Origin of the sequence: Halomonas sp. G11, assembly GCF_001663515.1 — a bacterium.
Lineage (GTDB): Bacteria > Pseudomonadota > Gammaproteobacteria > Pseudomonadales > Halomonadaceae > Vreelandella.
This window is the reverse complement of record NZ_LYXG01000019.1, coordinates 100975-122391: the sequence shown is the minus strand read 5'-3', so window position 1 is coordinate 122391 and position 21417 is coordinate 100975. Positions and strand designations below refer to the sequence as shown.

Annotated in this window: 17 protein-coding genes; 6 read left to right on the top strand and 11 right to left on the bottom strand. The window is 58.3% G+C overall.

What is annotated here, in order from left to right; all coding sequences use genetic code 11:
- Window positions 1–27 precede the first annotated feature (27 nt).
- From ADS46_RS10390 to ADS46_RS10355, 8 genes are all read right to left on the bottom strand, one after another.
- Window positions 28–3216 (bottom strand): non-ribosomal peptide synthetase, encoded by a 3189-nt coding sequence (locus tag ADS46_RS10390; RefSeq protein WP_066319730.1) that lies wholly within the window; start codon window positions 3214–3216, stop codon window positions 28–30.
- A gap of 25 nt (window positions 3217–3241) precedes the next feature.
- On the bottom strand, window positions 3242–7864 hold the full coding sequence (locus ADS46_RS10385; protein WP_082926053.1) for a condensation domain-containing protein: 4623 nt from the start codon (window positions 7862–7864) through the stop codon (window positions 3242–3244).
- 39 nt (window positions 7865–7903) lie between these two features.
- Window positions 7904–8911 (bottom strand): TauD/TfdA family dioxygenase, encoded by a 1008-nt coding sequence (locus tag ADS46_RS10380; protein ID WP_066319725.1) that lies wholly within the window; start codon window positions 8909–8911, stop codon window positions 7904–7906.
- Window positions 8904–9632, bottom strand: a complete 729-nt coding sequence (locus ADS46_RS10375; RefSeq protein WP_066319724.1) for a 4'-phosphopantetheinyl transferase family protein — start codon at window positions 9630–9632, stop codon at window positions 8904–8906. Before ADS46_RS10375 ends, ADS46_RS10380 begins: the two co-directional genes overlap by 8 nt.
- On the bottom strand, window positions 9610–10350 hold the full coding sequence (locus ADS46_RS10370; RefSeq protein ID WP_066319722.1) for a thioesterase II family protein: 741 nt from the start codon (window positions 10348–10350) through the stop codon (window positions 9610–9612). The genes ADS46_RS10375 and ADS46_RS10370 overlap by 23 nt, the downstream gene beginning before the upstream one ends.
- On the bottom strand, window positions 10340–10585 hold the full coding sequence (locus tag ADS46_RS10365; protein WP_066319719.1) for an MbtH family protein: 246 nt from the start codon (window positions 10583–10585) through the stop codon (window positions 10340–10342). The genes ADS46_RS10370 and ADS46_RS10365 overlap by 11 nt, the downstream gene beginning before the upstream one ends.
- A gap of 228 nt (window positions 10586–10813) precedes the next feature.
- Window positions 10814–11020, bottom strand: a complete 207-nt coding sequence (locus tag ADS46_RS10360) for a FecR/PupR family sigma factor regulator (protein WP_066319716.1) — start codon at window positions 11018–11020, stop codon at window positions 10814–10816.
- Between the two features lie 131 nt (window positions 11021–11151).
- Window positions 11152–11679: an RNA polymerase factor sigma-70 gene (locus tag ADS46_RS10355; protein WP_066319714.1), complete on the bottom strand. Its 528-nt coding sequence runs from the start codon at window positions 11677–11679 to the stop codon at window positions 11152–11154.
- Window positions 11680–12176: 497 nt separating this feature from the next.
- Here ADS46_RS10355 and ADS46_RS18540 point away from each other — a divergent pair, with 497 nt between their 5' ends.
- The 4 genes from ADS46_RS18540 to ADS46_RS10335 all read left to right on the top strand — a co-directional run bounded on the left by ADS46_RS18540 (window position 12177) and on the right by ADS46_RS10335 (window position 16566).
- A complete protein-coding gene (locus ADS46_RS18540; RefSeq protein ID WP_199825217.1) occupies window positions 12177–13109 on the top strand; it encodes an ABC transporter substrate-binding protein in 933 nt (310 codons plus the stop codon).
- Window positions 13110–13158: 49 nt separating this feature from the next.
- Complete coding sequence (locus ADS46_RS10345) at window positions 13159–14727, top strand: ATP-binding protein (RefSeq protein WP_066319710.1); 1569 nt, start codon at window positions 13159–13161, stop codon at window positions 14725–14727.
- Window positions 14728–14834: 107 nt separating this feature from the next.
- Window positions 14835–15632, top strand: coding sequence for an inositol monophosphatase family protein (locus ADS46_RS10340; RefSeq protein ID WP_066319707.1), 798 nt, complete (start codon window positions 14835–14837; stop codon window positions 15630–15632).
- A 166-nt stretch (window positions 15633–15798) separates the two neighbouring features.
- Window positions 15799–16566 carry an ABC transporter ATP-binding protein gene (locus tag ADS46_RS10335; RefSeq protein ID WP_066319705.1) on the top strand — a complete coding sequence of 256 codons (768 nt, stop codon included), beginning with the start codon at window positions 15799–15801 and terminating at the stop codon, window positions 16564–16566.
- A gap of 21 nt (window positions 16567–16587) precedes the next feature.
- Here ADS46_RS10335 and ADS46_RS10330 read toward each other — a convergent pair whose 3' ends face one another.
- Window positions 16588–17577 carry a zinc ABC transporter substrate-binding protein gene (locus tag ADS46_RS10330; protein WP_066319703.1) on the bottom strand — a complete coding sequence of 330 codons (990 nt, stop codon included), beginning with the start codon at window positions 17575–17577 and terminating at the stop codon, window positions 16588–16590.
- A 140-nt stretch (window positions 17578–17717) separates the two neighbouring features.
- Here ADS46_RS10330 and ADS46_RS10325 point away from each other — a divergent pair, with 140 nt between their 5' ends.
- Together ADS46_RS10325 and ADS46_RS10320 are read left to right on the top strand one after the other, a co-directional pair.
- Entirely contained in the window at window positions 17718–18458 is a 741-nt protein-coding gene (locus ADS46_RS10325) for a metal ABC transporter ATP-binding protein (RefSeq protein ID WP_066319701.1), read from the top strand.
- Window positions 18448–19251, top strand: coding sequence for a metal ABC transporter permease (locus ADS46_RS10320; RefSeq protein ID WP_066319694.1), 804 nt, complete (start codon window positions 18448–18450; stop codon window positions 19249–19251). The genes ADS46_RS10325 and ADS46_RS10320 overlap by 11 nt, the downstream gene beginning before the upstream one ends.
- 15 nt (window positions 19252–19266) lie before the next feature.
- On the opposite strand, the gene ADS46_RS10315 is transcribed toward ADS46_RS10320, so the two are convergent.
- A complete protein-coding gene (locus ADS46_RS10315) occupies window positions 19267–20355 on the bottom strand; it encodes a DUF1513 domain-containing protein (RefSeq protein WP_066319690.1) in 1089 nt (362 codons plus the stop codon).
- Between the two features lie 3 nt (window positions 20356–20358).
- Window positions 20359–21384 (bottom strand): imelysin family protein, encoded by a 1026-nt coding sequence (locus ADS46_RS10310; protein WP_066319688.1) that lies wholly within the window; start codon window positions 21382–21384, stop codon window positions 20359–20361.
- Window positions 21385–21417: the final 33 nt, after the last annotated feature.

Here is a 21417-nt window from a genome sequence, read left to right as displayed (position 1 = left end):
ATGATGTTACTAGGCAAGTTTGTCTACTCAGTTGCTATCAAGCTCGGCTAGACCGCTCGTGCTGGCCTCAGCACAACGCTCGCGTAGAGCGGCACCCAGCTCAGCGACGGTTGGGTGATCGAATACCACGCCGGGGGCTATCTCGATGCCGAACTGCTTACGGATGCGGGCTACCAGCTTGATCACCAGCAAGGAGTGCCCACCCAACTCGAAGAAGTCGTCATCAACGCCTACCTCATCGCGACCAAGCAGCTCGGCCATGGCTTGACACAGGTTGGCTTCCACGGCATCCCGGGGCTTCACCAGGTTTTTACTTTCCGCTGTTTTTTGGGCCAAAGCTTCCAGCGCAGAGGTGTCTACCTTGCCGTTACCTAGGCGAGGGAAACGCTCAACAGGGATAAATCGAGAAGGACGCATGGACTCAGGCAGTAGCACAGCCAGCTGCTGGCGAAGCTGAGCTTGGCCCTCAACGGACGTTACCTCGGCGTCAGCGATCAGGAACGCTACGAGTTCCTGGGTATCACCGCCCCGCTCCATCAGGCGGACCAGACTCTGCTTAATCCCTGGTTGTGCTTGCAACACGCTTTCGATTTCCGCCGGTTCAATGCGAAAGCCGCGCAGTTTGATCTGATCGTCGGCTCGCCCAATAAGGCGTACGCCCCCCTCGGGCATCACACACGCAAGATCGCCGGTGCGATAGAGCCGTTCACCGGCAATAAAAGGATCTTCGACAAAAGCGGAAGCATCGCTATTGAGATACCCACGCGCCAGTTGGGCGCCGCCCAGATACAGCTCACCCACGGCACCGGTGGGGGTAGCGTGCAAGTTATCTTCAAGCACTCGATAGCAGCAGTTCGGTAGCGACTGGGTTAGCGGCAGCGGGCCTTGAATATCTTGCGACAGCGATACCGGGTGCACCATAACGCCCACCGTGGCTTCTGTAGGGCCATAGTGGTTGTATAGCTGGCACTCGGGCGAGATCCGCGCAATGCTCGAAAGTAAGGTAGGTGAAGCTGCCTCGCCGCCAAGAATCAGTGTTTTCGGCAACCGCGGGGCTTCGCACTCCAGCAGGGCTTCCAGGTGAGACGGCACTATCTTGAGCGCATCGATATCGGCCGCCGACATGAAGCGCGCAAAGTGGTCGCCATCCTGCATATCGTCAGGTGCGGCGATCACCAGGCGAGCACCATTGAACAAGGCACCGAACAGCGCTGTATTACCTAGGTCGGTGGCCAGCGACCCGGTCAATGCCCAGCGCTGGCATGCCGATAGCCCCATGGCCTTTGTGGCACCGGCGACGTAATTGAGCAGTTGGCTATGCTCAATTAGCACGCCTTTTGGCGTGCCGGTGGAGCCAGAGGTATAGAGAAGGTAAGCCACGTCGCTGAGGTCTTGCTCTGGAAACGACAATGCGCTATCCGCTTCTTCCACTTCCTGTGGCAGACCTACAGTGGGGATACCGGGAAGGGCCAGTGCTGCGAGTTCCGCCTCGGCGTTTTCAGCGCCCACCACTAGCGCGGGCTGGGCATCCTCAAGCACCCGCCGTTTACGGTCTACGGGCCACTCTGGATCAAGCGGTAGGTAGGCGGCGCCTACACGCCATACTGCCAATAGCAGCACGACCAAATCGGTGGAACGAGGCAAATTAAGCGCTACATAATCTCCACGCTTGACGCCCTGACCATCCAGCCACCGAGCGATATTATTAACGCGGGCTTCTAGTTGAGCGTAACTCAGCGTACGGCCCTGCTCCTCAATGGCAATGGCATCCGGCGTCGAGGCCGCCCAGGCAGCGATATGGGTAGCTACGCTCCTCTCGCCCACGTCGAGCGCACTGTCCTCAATCGACTCCAACGCCAGCTGTTGTTCAGGGGAAATAAGCGGCACCGAAAATAGTTTTTGCTCGGGGTCGGCTAGGCCCACCTGTAGCAGCGCCTGGTACTGACCCAGCAGACACTCGGCCGCCGCTCGGCTATAGCATGAGGGGTCGGTATAGAGAGTCGCCACCGCGCCGCTCTTACTGCGGCCAATCTGCAAGGCAAGTTCAAACTCTGCCGATGGCCCAGGCAGTTCTCGCAAGCGCCACTGCAAACCTGCCGTATCTAACTCACTCACGCCTTCTGAAAATGCGAACCCCACTACGAGGTGGCGCTTATCAGGCAGAGCATCAATTGACCAATACTCTTGGGCTTGGGTATGCGCTTCTAACTGCTCTGACAAGCGGGCGATCCAGCTAGAGAAGTCGCTATCAGCGACACCTTCAACCAGTAACGGCAGTACCTTGTCGAAGAGCCCGATCGCCCCTTGCATCACCTCGTAGTCCTGGCGGCAGTCGTGTTGCCAGCCGCCCAGCACACGCTCACTGCCGCTAATCCTGGCGAGTAACGCCCACCAAGCTGCCTGCAGCACTGCCTCTGCGGATACTTGAAGCTCATCTGCCAGGCTATCGATACGCGCTACGAGGTCTGGTTCGAGCTGCAAGGCCACATATTCATGCTCTGCCCGCACGTCATGGCGATGCGCTTGCCTTGCAGGTAAACGGCATGCGCCTGCCTGCTCGGCATGCTGCTGGTGATTTTGCCAATACTCACGGCCTTCTTCGGCATCATCGTCACTTTCGAGGGAAGCGCGCCATTCGATGAATTGGGAATACTGAAGCGCCGACTCATCATCGGCTCCTCCGCTCTGATCGTAAGCATCCGCCAACGCCGAGAGCAACGACTGCAGACTGCCGCGATCCGCCACCAACGCCGAAACAGCCAGTACTAATACCCAGGTTATTTCATCCGTTTGCAGCAGCGCTGGACGCAGCAGCTCACCGGCTTCTAGGGCAAGGGGCCGACGCTTTAGCGACTCGCTAAAGTTATTAAGAAAGTCGTTGAGCAGCGCTTCCTTATCATCGCTGCCGCGTAAGTCCTCATATCGCCACTCAATAGCAGGTAGCTCTTCAAGCGCCTGGTGTCGCAGCCCACGATACCCCGCCACGCTTTTCAGAGCCGTCGATAGGGCTTCATGCTGTTGTCTAACATCACCCAGTGCGTGCTCCAGCCGCGAGCTATCAAGTGCCCCTTGAATATCGACCACCATGACATTCGCCTGCGCCGATGCTACCTGCTGGATGTCACCTTCATTAGTTTCCGCCGCCGTCAGTACCGCGCGCTGCTCAGGGCTAAGCGGCCAATGGGCAAGGTTCTGCTGTTCCGTTATCGCATTCATTTATAGACTCCCAAACCCCGTGACTTCATTGACCGACCAACTCGGCATCGGCACTGGCCCCTTGGGCCTCTTCCAGCATCGAACGCTCATAGATGTCTCCCATCGCCACTACAATCTTGCGTGGCCCCTCGTAGGGATCCCGGGCATGGGCCGCTAGCATGTTGTCAACCATCAACACATCGCCCCGGCGCCAGTCGAAGCGCACGGCACAGGCTTCGTAGGCCTCGCCGACAACCTTCATCACCTCGTCGCTAATCACGGAGCCGTCACCGAAATAGACATTGCGCGGCAGGCGCTCCTGGCCAACCATGCCAAGCAGGTCTTCCCTCACATCTGGCTCAAGACAACTGACGTGGTGGAGCTGCACCTGATTGAAGAACACCCGGTCACCGGTCACGGGATGGGTGACTACCGCAGGGCAGCGCGTACGCGTCTGCAGTTCGTCATCACCCAACCACTGCCACTCGATTCCCGCCTCTTTGAGCCGCGCTTCAACCTCCTCCCTGCTATCGGTTTTGAAAAAGTCTCGCCAGCTCACATCCAGGTTGCGTGTGAAGGTGCGCACATAAAGCAGCCCTTTGCGCTCGAACGCCTCCACCACATCGGCGGGGAGCTGGCGCAGCATCTCGCGGCAGTCAACAATCGGGGTGGCACCTCCCACAGGAGAAGGGTTCTCGCAGAAGAACAGTTGCTTACGCGGCCAGCGCTCCAAATGCGAACTTTCGTTGTGATAAAGAATCATCTGGCGCTCGGGATAGGGGGTTGAACGGTAGGTATTACGCCCCCCCTCTTTCTTGGGCAGATCACCATAGTTGCCGTAAAGGCCCGGCTGGATAGCCTCGGCAAAGGCCTCAAACTCTTGTGGCGTGGTAAGGTCAAAGTTACGGAACAGGATGCCTGCGTGCGTTCGTAAATGTTGCTCGATGAAGTCACGCTGGGACGTTGCCCACGCCACTGCATCAAGGTCAGCGTCCGTCGCTTCGATCACCAGGGGAAAGACCCTTTTTTCGTCAAACAACGCCGTTCGTACCGGTGAGCCACTGTTGGTCGAGGAGCGCGCACCTGGCTGGGATTTCAGGCTGCCAAGCTTGTTGAGTTTGGAACCTTTTGAAAGCTTGTTTTGCATAGCGTGTTTCTCCATTTGGGGTAAGCGAAACTCCTCGACAGGCGTGTTGGGAGCTTCCACGATCTGCGCTAATAGCGACTGCCAAGCACCGGTCAAGTGCTCAATAGTTTCGCGTCGGTACAAGGCAGTGGCGTAGACCCACTCGACTGATAGTCCGGTATCACTCTCATTGACGAATACCGCCATATCGAACTTTGACTCTTGCCGCGGCTGGGACATTACCTTCACTTCCAAGCCCGGAATTGAGAACCGCTCGGTTGGCGTGTTTTGTAGTACGAAGAGGGTTTGTATGAGGGGAGAGCGATCGCGCTCACGGCTAATCCCCGAAAGCTCGACAATTCTGTCGAAGGGAACAGTTTGATGATCGAACGCATCCAGCACGCTGGTCTGTACTTGCTCAAGCCAGTGGCCGAAATCAATCTGTCCATCAGCCAAACGAGATCGCAGTGGGATCACGTTGACGAAAAAGCCAATTAGCGGCTCAACCTCAGGATGGCTACGGCCGGCGACATCGGTTCCCACCACTAGATCTTGTTGACATGTCTGGCGATGCATCAACAGCTGAAAACTCGCCAATAGAAGCGTAAATAGCGTGGTGCCATGCTGGGTGGCGAGCCGGTTTAAGGACGTTGACAGCTCAGGGCTTAGCGACATGCTCAGAGCACTACCGGCGTGCGATACTTGGCTGGGCCTAGCGAAGTCTCCCGGTAGTGTTGAGAGCGGAGGAGCATCGCTTAGATAGCGACGCCAGAAGGTTGCGCTTTTCTCGAAGGCCTCTCCTGAAAGGGCTCTCTCATGCCAAGCGGCATAGTCCACGTACTGAATACCCAGTTCGGGTAACCCAGACTCCTTCCCTTCCAGTAATTCCCCGTACAGAGAGGCAAATTCACGAATGAATACGCTCGTTGACCAGCCGTCGAACACAATGTGGTGAATGGTCAGCACCAAGACATGCTCTTGTGCGCCAAAACGCAACAAGCCCGCCTTTATTAAAGGGCCCGTAGCAAGATCAAATGGTGTGTTCGCATACTCGGCGAAGGTATCTTGCAGATATCGCTGTTGTTCCTGCTCTGAAAGATCGCTGCAATCCAAAATAGGGAGTTCGATGTTTCGCTGATCCTCGATAACCGCGACAGGATTACCCCCATCGTTTTCGGGATAGCGAGTACGCAATGCCTCATGCCGTGCAACGATGGCATTGATGGTTTTTTCCAGTACCTCCACTTGCAATTCCCCCTTCAGGGAAAACAGCGCTGGGAGGTTGTAGGCGGCTCGCTCACGGTCACACGCCTGACTCGCCAAGCGATCAACTAACCAGAGCCGACGCTGGATAGGTGCTAAAGGTAGTTCCGCATGGCGGGGAATCGGTATCAGTGGATTCTGGATAGCCCCCTGATGGAAGGACGAAGGATTCGCTAACCGCCGCTCTACTTCACCAACCACATCTCTAAAGCGCGGCTTTTCCATGACCGATCTGGTCGGGAAATCAATCCCCCAATGATCGCTAATGCGTGAAGCCAACTGCACCGCCGCCAGCGAATTACCCCCGCTGGAGAAGAAGTGAGCATCTTTTCCCAACGGCTTTTCCTTGCCGTCCCCCAGCACTTGGCACCAGAGCTTCGCCAACGCCTGCTCCGTTTCACTCCCAGATTCCGCGGTAGATGGCGATGCCTTGCCACCGCTGGCGTCATCGCCGCCGCTGACAAAATGCCCAAAGGCGTGAATGGCGTAAGCATCCAGGCTACCTGCCTCCCAGCCCTGGCGGCAGGCACTGCGCTGTAGCTTTCCACTGGAGGTTTTGGGGAGGCCACCGGGGTTGAGTAGTAGCGCGACAGAAAGCGGTTCATGGCAGGCGGATCCTACCGCTTCACTAAGCGCCTCGATCAATTTCTCGGCGGGCACCAGCTTCTGCATACCTCGGGAGACCTCAGCCGCCACGCCAATCCCCTCGGTGCCTTCAGGTGTGGTCACGGCAAAGGCCGCTACGCGTCCTTTGCGCACTGCTTCCACTTCCGCCTCGATAGCGCTCTCGATATCCTGGGGGTAGACGTTATGGCCACGCAGAATGATCAGGTCTTTAATACGCCCGGCGATATACAGCTGCCCTTGGTGTAAAAAGCCTAAATCGCCGGTGCGCAGCCAGCGATCGTCTTGGGCGCCGTGGCCTTGTGCATAGGTATCGTGAGCGTTGCTATCACGAGCATCGGTACGCTGCCAACTGACCCCATCACGGGTAACAAAGGTTTTGGCCGTGGCTTCAGGGTTGTGCCAATACCCATGTGCCACGCTGGGCCCGTTGACCCAGATCTCGCCGACGTCGCCTTCGGGCAGCGAGTGAAACCCTTCGGGATCGACAATATCGATTGTGTGACCCGGCTCCGGCGTGCCGCAGCCCACCAGAGCGTTGCCTTCAACGGCTGAAACAGCTTTACCTTCGGCCAGTGACTGTTGAGAAAAAGTCGTACCCACCACGCCCGAACCGCGTGGATTACAGCTGACCAATAACGTCGCTTCGGCCAGGCCATAGCAGGGGGCTGCGGCATCAGCGGCGAAGCCCGCAGGGCGGAAACGTTCGATAAAGCCAGTGAGGGTTGCGTGGCGCACCGGTTCGGCGCCTGAGAACGCGACCCGCCAGTTGGATAAATCGAGCGCTTTAATCTGCTCGTCGCGAATACGCTCAAGGCACAGCCGGTAGGCGAAGTCTGGGCCGCCGCTGATAGTGCCCCCATGACGGGAAATCGCTTCCAGCCAGCGTATCGGCCGCTGCAGAAAGAAAGTGGGGCTCATCAGTACGGCAGGGATACCGCGATAGAGGGGTTGCAGCAACCCACCGATCAGGCCCATGTCATGGTACAGCGGCAGCCAACTGACGAAGACATCGTCAGCGCCAATCGTGAAGCCCGTCTCGATGGCAAGCTCGTTCGCCATCAGGTTGCCATGACTCACCATGACGCCTTTGGGGGTGGCCGTGGAGCCCGAGGTGTACTGCAAAAAGGCGATATCATCACACTGCGGGCGATGCTCAGCCCAGTACTCAGCACGGCTCTCATCCACGGCATCCACGGGGATCAATTCGGCGCTACCAACGTCTTTTCCCGCTGAGGCGATCAGCTCGATAATCGTCGAAGAGGTGAGCACACAGGCGGCTTGGCTGTCGTCGGCGATGGCCAGCAGGCGTGCCAGGTGCTGCTGCCTGGCCGATTCCGGCGAGAAGACCGGCACAGCAATCACCCCGGCATACAGACAGGCAAAGAACGACACCACGTAGTGTTCGTCGTTATCCAGCAGGATCAAGGCGCGCTCACCAACCGGGAACCGCTGCTGGAGCTCGCTGGCCAGGGCGCGGGAACGCCGCTCCAGCGTGGCGTAGTCGAGGATGGTCTCGCCTTGAGCATTTACGACGACCAGCGCTCTGTCGCCGGGTCTTTCCCGGGCCAGACGGCTCAAGTGCTCGACATAGCTTATAAAAACATCGTGATGGGCCGGGTGGCTGTTCATTGTCTGAGCGTGCCTTGTAGTCATGGGTATACCTGCTGGAATTCCTGGCCGTGGGATGAGGCGTTATGGTTGGTCGCTGGAGAGGTTGCCGTGGCCTTCCGCCATGGCGACAACGACTTTGCGTGGCCCTTTAAACGGCGTTCGCGCGTGGGCGACCAACATGTTGTCGAGCATCAGCACGTCACCGGCCTGCCAGGGGAACATCACCGTTTCGTCGGCCAGCACACCGCGAACCTCGTCGAAAATGGCATCGTCGATGGGGCTACCATCGGCAAAGAAGACGTTGCGCGGCATGTCTTCGGGGTCGAGCATCTCTTCCAGCGACTCGCGTACCTCTGGCTGCAGGTTGGAGACATGGAAAAGATGGCCCTGGTTGAACCACACCCGCTCACCGGTGACCGGATGGGTCTCTATGCTTTGGCACAGTTGGGTAGTACGCAGGTCGCCATCAGGCTTCCACTCACAGCGAATACCCGCGCGCTGGCAGAATGCCTCCACTTCAGCGCGGTCTTCGGTGTTAAACACCTGTTGCCAAGGCATATCGAAATCGCCGTAGTTGCGCACGTAGAGAATGCCGGGTTCGAAGCGCTCACGAATCTCTAACGGCATGCGACGGTAAATCGCGCGGCTATCGGCGATCGGCGTCTCTCCCCCTTCAGGGGCGGCGGTGACGCAGTGGAACCAGATTTTCATCGGCCACTCGCGGGTATAAGCCTGCTCATTGTGGAGGGGAATATGTTGATGGGCGGGGTATTCGGTCGAGGTATAAATACCCGATGACACTGCTGAACGCGGTGTTGAGGCGAACTCATAACTCAGCAGCGGATGACCAAAGGCGGCGGCAAACTGCTGAAAATCGTCCACGGTGGGCACATCAAAGCCTCTTAGCAGCACGCCGCCGACCCGGGTCACCAGGGATTCAATATCCCCACGCAACTCGCCAAAGGCCTCCAGCAGTGACTGCCCCGGGTAGGCGGGGGATATCATGATGGGCAGCTCCGAGTCAGCAGGCCCCTGACGTTCGGGAATGGCGTTGGTGGGTTGCGTTGCGGTTGCGCTTTGATTATCCATAATGGGTCTCCTGAAAAGTCGTTGAGTCGCGTTGGCCCTGGTCGACATGGGCATAGCAGGTACAGTCCGCGTCGAAATAACTCAGGGCAGCGGCATAGCCACTCGGCGCAGCCAGCGACCATGCTTGCAAAGGGGATGAAACAGGGATTGAGTGCTCAAGGTGATAGGTGCCTGATGGCCCAGGAGCGGGCATAACCGAGAGCGCCTGCAAATGCTCTGCAATGCCCAGGCCCAGGGCTTTGAGCACCGCCTCTTTAACTACCCAGCGCTCCATGAAGGGCAGTGCGTGGTCGAGCTGCTCGCTCGGCGATAGCACCAGCTCGCTCAGCGGTGCAAGTTCGGCCTCCGGCCGGCAGCGCTCAATATCGACCCCCACCGCGCCGCCGGGAGCAAGCGCGATCAGGGCGACATGGCCAGAGTGGGAAATATTGAAGGTCGGCCCATTAGCGCTTTTCAGGCGTGGCTTACCGAAGATGTTGTGGGTAAACATCAGTTTGTCTGGCGCCACGCCGGTGTGGGCTGATAGCAGTCGCCGCAGGGCTGCACGTGTCGCCACGGCGCGGACGACATCGGGGTGACGGCGAAGCCGCTGGGCGCGCTGCCACTCGGCCTGGCTCAGCAGCCGCTCGTCGTCGACGGCCACCGGGGCGTCCAAGTCAAGCGCCAAGCGCCAGACTTCAAGGCCCTCAGGGGTGCTTTCAGCTAACCGCAGGCGCTGCATGGGGCACCTCCTCAAGCCGTCGGGTCAGCGCGCGCTCGATGGTCGCCAGCACCTGGGCCTGCTGCTGACGAATAAAGAAGTGGCCGCCGTCAAACCAGTTCAACGCGAACGCCCCACCCGCTTCCCGCTGCCACGCGTCCAGGCGCTCGCTTTCGATATCGTCATCGCGACCGGCGAGTACCTGTAGGGGGTAAGCAAGCGTCGCCCCGCCGCGATAGCGGAAACTGCGGCAGAGACGATAGTCCGCCGCCAACACATCGAGCGTAAGACGCAGCAGTTCAGGGCTTTCGAACACTTCTTGCGGTGTGCCACCCTGCTGGCGAAGATCCGCGATCAGGGCTTTGTCGTTATCAAGGCCCGCCAAGCGGTCTGAGTCGCGCATTGAGGGCGCCGGGCTGCCCGAGGCGAACAGCATCCGCGGCTGAGGGCGCCCCACATCGCGCAGGCGAGCGGCCATGCCGTAGGCCAGCAGCGCCCCCATGCTGTGGCCGAACAGGGCAAAGTCGCCGCGCATCCGCGTTGCTTGCTCTTCGCACAGCCGCACGACCTGAGTCTCAAAATCATCGATGAGCGGCTCACCCAGGCGCTCGCCACGCCCAGGCAGCTCGACGGGATAGACCTCGACCCAGGCGGGCAACTGACGCTCCCAGCGCAGATACATGGTGGCGCTGGCCCCGGCACAGGGCAGGCAGAGCAGTCTCAAGCGCTTAACCGGCATTCACCTGCTCCGCCTCGCTGTTGGCCTGCTCATCCATCCACTGACGCAGCGACAAGGGCCGCATATCGGTCCAGGTCTTTTCCACGTAGTCGAGGCAGGTTGGCTTATCGCCGAGCACCCCAGTGTCGGTCCATCCAGGGGGAATCGCCTTCCACTCGGGCCAGAGGGAGTACTGCTCTTCGTGGTTGACCAATACGCAGAAGACGGCATCTTCACGATCAAAACAGCTTGTCATGGGACTAACCTCACCGTTGCATAAGGAATGAGAAATAAAACGCAATTGCTTCTCATTACATAATGACGAGTGAGGCACCAGAAAATTTAACGGGAAAGAAAATCAATCAGGCTGGGACCAGCAGCCTGTCGGACTTAAGGCTGTCCTGGTGCGCACAAGGCGCTAAACCATCGTAGAGGGGGAGCAAGCGTGGAAAAGGAAACAGGGAGGAGAGAAAATAACCGTATGTCAGCGACGCTCATCACTACGCGGGATCATCCCCGTCAGCAACCATAGCTGTTCGGCTTCACGGAATACCCGGCGATGCTGGGAAGACGCCGCTAGCCATGCATGGAGCGCCTCGCGATCCGCATCACTCAACGTTTCTTCATGCTCGCGCATCAGCCAGTCCAGGGCTGTTTGCCACACGGCTTCATCGCCGCTGTCGTTATTCATCGTTACCGTCTAGCCTCGCTACTGCTGCCCGATCAATCATTGGACCGGAAAGCGCCTGCTACTAACAACGCTTTCACTATGTGCTGGCAGTGTAACAAAGCGACAATAAAAGCGGCACAGCGAACGCCTGCTTATCTGCCCGGCAACGACGTGCCTCGCAGCGACTGACGGCAATGAGTTAGCGCATCACGAATCATGAAGTTGACTGACGTGGTGGAAACCCCCAGCAACTGAGCCACTTCCCGTTGCGTATGGCTTCCCGAACGGTAGAGCTCAAAGGCGCGCCGCGTTCGCTCGGGCAGCTCATCCAGTGCGTCCACCACCTGGGCCAGAGACTGGCGATCAATGGCAATCACTTCGGGGGAGTGTGAGGCGCAGGAAGCGTTATCCCCCTCCTCCTCTTTTGCAAACAGCGTTGACTCAAAGGCCGAACGGCGGCAGCGGTCAATGGCGAGGTTGCGCACCACACGCGACACGTAGGATATGGGCTGCTTCATCTCAAACAGCGTGGTGGCCTCTGAAATTTTCAGGTAGGCATCCTGCAATACGTCATCGGCTTGATCGGTATTGCCCAGGACCCTTGCAGCGACACAGCGGAGCCGGGGGCGCTGATTGACGAAAATATCCTCTAATTCAGCGCTCCAGGGATGGACATCCATAGCTCGGCCTCCTGCCTTGATTGACACTACGGAATAAAAAGCAATAATTATTATTTGCGTTAGCGCCGGACAAGTCAACCTGCTAGAGCCAACCCACTTTTTATAACGATATGCTTGTTGACGTTATTTTTAAAAGACGTGGTTTTCACCCGCTTGAGCAGGTTTGCCTCCAGTCATTAAGCAACATTGACACCGCGCTAAACGAGCCGATATTATAAATAACAATGATTATCATTGATTTTTAAATGAATTCCATTGCAATGCCGCACCGGCTACCAAACCACTTTCTACAAGCAGTCACTGACGGCTGCTGTTGCTACGGCTACCTGCAGCACGCCAACAGTGGTGGTTGCTCAGAATGCCGAACAGCGCGCATTGTGGTCGATGGGCCGCTCAACACCAACATCCAGACACAGATGGGCGAAGTGCGCAGCAACGCCCGAGAAATTCGGGGGACGAACCGATCAGGCACTCCGGTTCAAAACACAGGAATAATCGTGACATATCAACAAAAGACGTTTTATCGCTCTTTACGTCACCCTTGCATCGCCTGGTCGATCGCGTTGCTCATCCTATGGATGAGCAACGCATCCATGGCCAGCGAGGAAGACCGCGTAGCGCCATTAGCGACGTTTGATTTCGCCATCGCGGAGACCCTCAATGCAATAGGTCATCCACCTAGATTTCTGTCTGGCCTGGAGGGGTACGAAAGATATTCACGGCAAGAGGAAATTCTGCCTCATGTGATTAACCTTGGTTATCGTCACTTCCCTAACCTTGAACTGCTTTCAAGCGATCCCCCACAACATATTCTGATTTCACCGCCTGCTCATGTCAGTTTACTTCCTAGGCTCAGAAACATTGCTGATGTAATGGAGTACCCGCTGTACAAGTATGCTGATGTTGAAGATGGTCATAACGACTGGGATACCATCGAAGGGCTGACGCGTCAGCTTGGCGATCTAGTGGAAGACCCTGACGCGGCGGAACGTTATATCGAGCAGTCCCGTCGCCACTTCACATCTCTTAAACAAGCGCTTGTGGATATCGACTCGCCTTTGTTGGTGGTGCGCCTGATGGATGAGCGCCATGCCCGGGTGTATGGGGCAGGCAGTGTGGAAGGCATGATGTTGAATCGCCTGGGTCTCGAGAACGCATGGCAGAAAGACCTAGGCCAATGGGGAATGACAACCGTCAGCGCAACGCCACTGTTTGATATTGATGCCAAGCTGGTGTTTCTCGACAGCCCCTACGGCCCCGACGGGGGTGTAGAACAACTCATCTCGGATGGCCAATGGCGACACTTGCCAAACGTTAAACAGGGCAACTATACGATTATTCCCGTCAATTACTGGTCCTGGGGAGGGTTCCCTGCCGCCCGGCGCTTTGCCGATAGCCTTGCCAACCAGCTGACAGAAAGCAATCGGTGAGCATGCTAGACTGTTGGTTATAACGCTGTTTTTGCTCTGGAGACCCACCGTGACGGATGCCCACCGCCGTAAGCTCCCCATCGGGATTCAGACGTTCTCGGATATCCGCGAGGGCGACTATTACTACGTCGATAAAACCCCGCATATCGAGCGCCTGGTTAACCAGAACAAGTACTACTTCCTCTCGCGGCCACGACGCTTCGGTAAAAGCCTGTTGCTGGACACCCTGCGTTGCCTGTTTGAAAGTCGCCAGGCGCTGTTCGAAGGGCTGTATATCCACGATAAGTGGGACTGGCAGCAGCGCTACCCGGTGATTCGGATTAGCTTTGCCGATGGCGTGATGCAAAGTCGTGCAGAGCTGGATGAGCGCATCCGTGAGCAGCTACGCGTTCAACGTGAGCAACTCGGCATTACCCAGCACCATAAAACCGATATACCGGGTGAATTTTCCGCCCTCATTCGCGCCGCCCACCAGCAGAGTGGCCAGCGCGTGGTTGTGCTGATCGACGAATACGACAAGCCGATTCTGGACAATATCCTGGCGCCGGAGCGTGCCCGGGAGCTGCGCGAGGGCTTGAAGAACCTTTACAGCGTTATTAAAGACGCCGACCCACACTTGCACTTCGTGCTACTGACCGGCGTTTCCAAATTCAGCAAGGCCAGTCTGTTTTCGGGGTTGAATAACCTGCGTGATATTACCCTGTCGCCCGACTATGCGACCCTTTGTGGCTATACCGATGACGACATCGATACGGTGTTCGCCCCGGAACTGTCTGGGCTGGATCGTGAGGAAATCCGCAGGTGGTACAACGGCTACCGCTGGGGTGGCAGCGAGGTAGCGTCCGTCTACAATCCCTTCGATGTTTTATTGCTGTTCCAGGAACAAGAGTTCGGCCCTTACTGGTTTGAGTCCGCGACACCCACCACGTTCTTGGTCGACATCCTCAAGCAGCGCGGGGTATTTACCCCCTCGTTAGATCACTGGGAAACCGAATATGAATTGCTCAGCCAGTTTGATGTTGACCAGATCAGCACCGAAGGCCTGCTGTTTCAAACCGGCTACCTGACCATTCAACAGGTAGAAGAGCCCATTGTGGGTTATCGGCAGTACACCCTGGGCTTCCCGAACCGCGAAGTCGAAACCAGCCTCAACCATGCGCTACTACCTTCGCTGGGCGTCGAAAACGCCCCGCGTGAGCGCAGAACGCTGTTCCGTCATTTAAGTCAGCACGACCTTGCCGGGTTAGAAGGTCACCTCAAAGCCCTTTACGCTGGACTCCCTCACGATTGGTACCGCAACAATCCAATTGCCCGCTACGAAGGGCATTATGCGAGTGTCTTTTACAGCCATTTTGCAGCCCTGGGGCTGGATGTGACGGTGGAGGACGCCAGCCACCTCGGCAAGGTGGATATGAGCGTGGATTTTGGTGGCCATATCTACCTGTTCGAGTTCAAGGTGGTGGAACAGTTGCCGGAAGGCACGGCCCTGGCGCAGATCAAATACAAGGGCTATGCCGATAAGCACCGCGCTTCGGGCAAGCCCATCCACTTGATCGGCGTGGAGTTTTCCAGCGCCCAGCGCCAGATTGTCGCGTTTGACATGGAGACCTTGGCGTAGCCAGCGGCTAGTAGCCACTGTCACCGGCGCGTCATGGATAGCGAGTTATATTGACGCCACCATACGCCCAGCAAGGCGCATCAGCCGTTCTGCCCAGGGGAGAAACGATGCTCGATAGCAATGACCTGCTCGAAACGCTCAAGCAAGCCGCTTATGAAGCGGGTACTTTGTTGCGCGAGGGGTATTCGCAAAAGGGGCGGATTGCCTTTGAGCAAAAGGGCGCGTCTGATTTCGTGACTTACTACGATACAACGGCTGAAAATATCATTATCGACTGTATCGGCAGCGCTTTTCCCGATATTGCCTTTCTTGGCGAGGAAAGCGGCCTGACGCCCAGTACCGATAGCGACTATACCGTGGTGATTGATCCGCTGGATGGCACCAACAACTTCCTGCACGGCGTGCCACATTTTTCGGTGTCGATCGCGGTCACCAAAGGTAATGAGCTCGTCATGGGCGTTGTCTATCAACCGCTGCTTGATGAAATGCTTTGGGCGGCCCAGGGCATGGGGGCTTTTCTCAATGATAGAAAGCTCACCACACCCTCGCCTCGCCCAATGACCGAAATGCTGGTGAGCACTTGTCTGCCCTACCATGCCAAAGGCGACTGCGCCACGGCCCTCAACCAGCTTACCGTGCTGATGCCTCAAGTGGCTGGCATCCGCAGCCCTGGCTCGGCGGCGCTCGAGATCGCCTACGTCAGTCTGGGCCGTTTTGATGCCTTTTGGTCCCAGGGCGCCAAGCTCGAGTTCTGGGATATCGCCGCGGGCATTGTGATTGCCCGAGAAGCAGGCTGCACCGTTACCGACCTCGCTGGTGAGGCGCATCCCGGCGAATGGAATAGCCTGCTTGTGGCCCACCCCGAGCGGCATGGCCAACTGTTGACGTTGATGAAAAACGACTAAACCGCATTGCCATGCCTGATCGACAACTCTCCTTCTGCCTACCGATAGCGCGCTTGCACAGAGCGCGCTCACTCCCGCGTGATTTTTTTTCATTTCTTTGTTAAAAATGAGAACTATTAGCACTAGAATGGAGCCACGGTCATCAACGCATCGCTAGGAGGGATTCATGTTCGAGGTCAAAGGGGCCACCTTCGAAATCAATGGCAAACCGATTCTAACGCCCATTGAACATAGCTTTCAGGAAGGCAGGATTTACGGCCTGATTGGCCACAATGGCTCGGGCAAGTCGACCTTGATAAAGCTCATGGCCCAGCAGCAGCCCACCAGCCAGGGAGAGATCTACTTTGATCAGCGCCCGCTGAGTGATTGGGGCAACCGCGAGTTCGCGCGTCAAGTCGCCTACCTGCCTCAACACCTGCCCAGCGCCGAGAGCCTGACCGGGCGCGAGCTGGTGGCTTTTGGCCGCTATCCATGGCACGGCCTGCTGGGGCGCCACACCCAGAAAGACAAGGACGCCATTGATCGCGCCATTGCCCTCACCCACACCGAGGACTTCGCCGACCGCCTGGTCGATACACTCTCTGGCGGCGAGCGCCAGCGGGTCTGGCTGGCGATGCTACTGGCACAGGGCAGCCGTTTTCTACTCCTTGATGAGCCACTTGCAGCGCTGGATATCGCCCACCAGATCGAAGTCCTGGCGCTGATTCGCAAGCTGTGCGATGAGCTAAACCTCGGGGTGATTATCGTGCTGCACGATATCAACATGGCCTCGCGCTACTGCGATGAGTTGATGGCGCTGCACAGCGGCCGCCTGCTGGCCTGCGGCTCCCCCAATGACATGATGTGCGACAGCACCCTGGAAGCGATTTACGGGCTCCCCATGCAGGTCATGAAGCACCCGAACGGGGAGCACAATATCGCCGTGGCGCAGTGACGCGCCAGCCTTTCCAGTCAGTCACATGGCGTTTGTGCAATGCTGAATTTCATCCGCCATCTGGTTGAGCAGCGCGTCGTAAAGCTCGAGACCAGGCGCTAGGTCAACGCCCAGGGGGTCCATGACGCCGATATAGGTATCGGTATCGCCAAAGACCGATTCGACAATTTGCGGGTTAAACTGTGGTTCGCTGAAGACGCAGTGAATGCCCTCGTCGTTGACCAGCGCTTGAATGGCCTCAATGCGGGCGGGGCTGGGTGAAGAGGCATCGCCGATGGAAATCGCGCCCGCTGCCGACAGATTAAACGCCTTCTCAAAATACTGGTAGGCGTCGTGGAACACGATAAAGCGAGTACTCTCGCTGTTGGCCAAGCGCTCTTCGATGTCTTGCTCAAGTGATTCAAGCGCTTGTCGACCTTTCGCCGCATTGTCACGGTAATAATCTGCGTTTTCCGGATCCAGTTCACCAAGCTGCCGGGCAATGGCGTCGAGCCAACGCTGGGCGTTGTCGGGGTCCATCCAACCATGCGGGTCTTGTCCGTCGTGATGGTGGGCATGATCATGACCATGGTCGTGGTCGTGGTCGTGGTCGTGGTCGTGGTCGTGGTCGTGGTCGTGGTCGTGGTCGTGGTCGTGGTCAGCGACATCGAACGTCGCGCCTTCGCGATAGGCAAAGGTATTGATGTCGGAGACGCGCATCAACTCCAGATGCCTGGCATCATTGGCCAGATTCTCCACCGGACCTGATAGCCATGGCGTTAGATCGTTGCTTACCCATACAACCAGATCGGCCTTATCCAAGGCGTCTGCTTCCGAGGGCCGTAGTGAATAACCGTGGGGGGGTGCGCCGGGCTGTATGAAAAGCTCTGGTGACCCACGATCGCCCATCACCTTGGCCACCAGTGAATGTACCGGCGGGATATCCACCGCCACACGGGGAACATCGGCCGAGGCCGTCAAGGGAAGGCCCACCAACAGCGGTAAGGCGTAATGTGCCAAGCGATACGTCATTGCTCTCTCCTAATGGTCAACAGCAGGTAAATAATCGTCGTCTTCTGGTCAGGCGCTTTCGTCCACGCGTAACGCTAGGCGCCCTCCGCCAAATATGTTATAACATAACAATAAATACGTAAGCCAGAGTTTGCCTGCTGATGCTCCAATCCATTACCCCTAGCGCCCCCATTTTGCGTGCCTGCCAGCTCAACGTGCGCATCGGGGGAAAACCGATTCTTGAAGACATCCACCTGGCGCTGCATCGCGAAGAAATCGTCACGTTAATTGGCCCCAACGGGTCGGGAAAATCCACGCTGGTCAAAACGCTGGTGGGCGCCATCAAGCCAACGTCAGGCCGTGTGGAAATCGACGCGGACCTATGCATCGGCTACGTGCCCCAGCGGCTGCATCTAGACCCGACGCTCCCCATCACCGTCTCGCGTTTCATGAACCTGCCCCGTCGCCATCGTCGTGACGATGTGCATCAAGCGTTATCGAACGCGGGCGTCGAGACGTTACACAATGCGGCGATGAGCCAGCTGTCTGGCGGGCAGTTGCAACGCGTGTTGCTGGCCCGTGCGCTCATCAACAGGCCCGACATCCTGATTCTCGACGAAGCCACACAGGGGCTTGATTATCGAGGCGTCGCTGACTTCTATAAAAAGATCGAAGAGGTACGCCAATCCTATCGCTGCGGGATTTTGATGGTGAGCCATGACCTGCATGTGGTGATGCGCACCGCTGATCATGTGTTGTGCCTGAACGGCCACATCTGCTGCGAGGGCAAACCCGAGCGGGTTGCATCCTCCCCCGACTATCAGGCGTTATTCGGCGAGCAGACAGCCCAAATGCTCGCCGTTTATCGCCACCAACACGAGGAGACTGCCCATGCTGGATGATTTCATGTGGCGTGCGACCCTGGCAGGCCTTTTCGTCGCCCTTGCCGCTGCGCCGCTCGGTTGTTTTGTGGTCTGGCGGCGCATGGCGTACTTCGGCGATGCAACCTCTCACGCTGCCATTCTCGGCGTTGCATTGGCGTTACTGCTTAATATCTCTATTTTTGCAGGGGTGTTAATGATTGCCCTGACCATGGCCGCCTGCGTGACGTTGCTCAGCGGACGTGGCTATGCCATGGATACCCTGCTCGGGGTCATGGCGCACTCGGCCCTGGCGATTGGCTTGGTTGCCGTTTCGTTTATATCGGGCGTACGTGTCGACCTCAATGCCTATCTATTTGGCGATATTCTGGCCGTTGGCAAAGACGACTTATGGGTCATCGGGGGCGGCACGCTGATGGTGTTGGCGTTACTCGGCTGGCGCTGGTCGGCGCTGCTGACCGCCACGCTCAGCGATGAACTCGCCCACGCCAGCGGCATTCAGCCCCGCCGGGAGCAATTAGTTCTCACGCTCTCTCTCGCTATGGTCGTGGCGGTGGCGCTCAAGGTTGTGGGTGCCTTACTGATTGCCGCCCTGCTGATTATCCCCGCCGCAACGGCCCGGCCTTTCTGCCGAACCCCCGAAATAATGGCCCTGGTAGCGGCAGGCATTGCGTCATTGGCCGTCACCTCGGGGCTTAAAGCGGCTTACCTCTTCGACACCCCGACTGGCCCGACCATTGTCACCCTGGCCGCTGGATTTTTCCTGCTCTCGACGATCGCCATGCAAGGCGTGCGCTACCTGGGCCAGCACTAAACAGGTCAGCGCTGATCAGGTGAGGTGGTTATCCCAGCGGATTTCCAGGCTGGCCAGCAGCTCGGGCGTTGCCAAGCCAGGGGTTACCCGGTAAAGCCCGCCCTGGCCGGAGGAGACCAGAAAGCCGCCGTTGCCATCGCAGCGGGCGCCGGCGGCGTCGGGCAGTGCCAGGCTGGCGTTTAGACGACCTTGTTCAGCGTCCAGCAGCAGCACCCGGTTGCCGCGGGGTGCGGTTACCAGAACGTTTGCCGAAACACGGCTAAACGCGACGCTGGCGGTATATTGGTGCAGGCTGGCAGTGACCTCATCGGGCAGCGCCAGTTCTGAAAAATGCCCGGCGGCATCCAGGCGGCAGATCAGCGGATGGGTCTCCCACTCGGGGCCTTCGAACTGGTAGCCCGCAATCACCGTGCCGTCTGCTGCCACATCCAGATGACGGCAGCTTAGCTGGTGGTGCGAGGGCTCGTGACGGGCCAGAATTTCGCCGCTATGGCGATCCATCAGCACCAGTGCCGGGGCCATGGTGTCCAGGTTGAGCTTTACCCGGCCGTAGTCGGGGTGGGTCTGAATGCCGCCCAAGCCAATCACCAGAGTGTCACCATCCGGCATCAACCGAAGCTCGTGAGGGCCAATACCGTCCAGCGGCATATCACGCACATGGGCGTAGCCGTTGGCAGCGTCGTAAACCCGCACCAGCCCGGCGCTATCCGCCAAGCGATTGGCGGTGACATACAGGTAGCGCCCGATCAGGTCGAAGACGCCATGCCCGTAGAAGTGGTAACCCTCCCCGGCGTCGATGGTGTGGGCGAGTTGGCGGCTGTCGCCGTCAATCACGTGCATCCGCGTACCAGGGCGGCGGGCGAACAGCACTACCTGGCGGGAATCTGGCCGTAAACAGCCTCCATGACAGCGCTCGGGTACCTCGATCATAAAGCGAGCCTGGCCATCCAGCGCCACTCCGGCGATAAAATGCCCACCGCTGGGGGCATCCACCGCGCTAAACAGCCAATCCACTTCCTCACGAGCGGGCAGCGCCCAGCTCAGCGGGGTCAGCGCCATGGCCACGCTGCCCAAGCCTACCTTGAGTACCTGGCGTCGCTGCATGGCTCAATCCCCATCGCTGGAATTGAAGCCGCGCACCAGCCCCAGTTCAGCGGCTATCTCGTTGCCCAGCAGGTGGCGTAACTGGCTGATATCCAGATAGAGCGACTGCAGGCCGCGAAACGCCGCTTCGTCGTCCAGGGCAGGCACCAAGCCGGACGGCTGTTCGCTGGCCTGGGCGAGCGTCTTGTCCAACTGGTCACGAAACGCCTCGGCGAGCGGCAGCGCATCAGCCTCGCGCAGCAACGCGGTAAGGCCAGGCAGGAAGCCAGTACGCAAGCCCTCAAGGCTGCTCTCTACCAAGCGGATCGAGTTGTCGCTGCGCCAAGCTTCCGCCAGATAGCCGTTGGCGGGAGCCCCTTTGAGGCCCATGGGTTCACGAAGGCGCTTATCTTCGAGCAGTTCAAGGGCCTGGATAGCGCTGGCCAGGGTGGTTTCGGTGTAGTCAGCGGTATCAAGATAGTGCTCGCCAAAGGCCTGCCAGTCGCGATGCAGCGCACTGGTGGTATCCGCGAGATGGGTCGTGATGGCCTGCATGAGTGCACAGGCATTCGGCTCGCCAAGGGCCTGCTGATCCATGGCGTCGTCATAAAGCAGGTACTCCAGGGCGGGAAAGCCCTGGATGGCCACGCTGTCCCGGGCAATCGCCTGGGCATCCGGTGCGTCGGGAGCTTTCAGCCAGCCGTTCACCTTGCGGCCCACCAGGTTCTTGCGATCCGGCCAGAACTGCAGCTGCCAGCCCCGGCTGTTCTGCTCCACCGGGCCAAACTGGATAAAGCGCACCGCCTGCCAGGCCTGATAGGCACTCAGCCAGTCATCTTCCAGCCGCTGCCTGAGTGCATCGTCGGGGCCCTGACAGAAACGCGCGGCGCTAGTCTCCAGTCGCTCGGAGGCGGCGCTCAGCTCGGCGTACTGCATCTCCACGGCGCTGTGCCACATCTCCCGCGGTGAGGTGTTCTCCGTAGCAAAAGAAAGCGGTGCCGCCAGAAACGCACAGGCCAGCAACCCCAGTCGTCGAAACGCAGCCATCATCTAAACTCCTTGGCAATCAAGCCTTTCAACCAT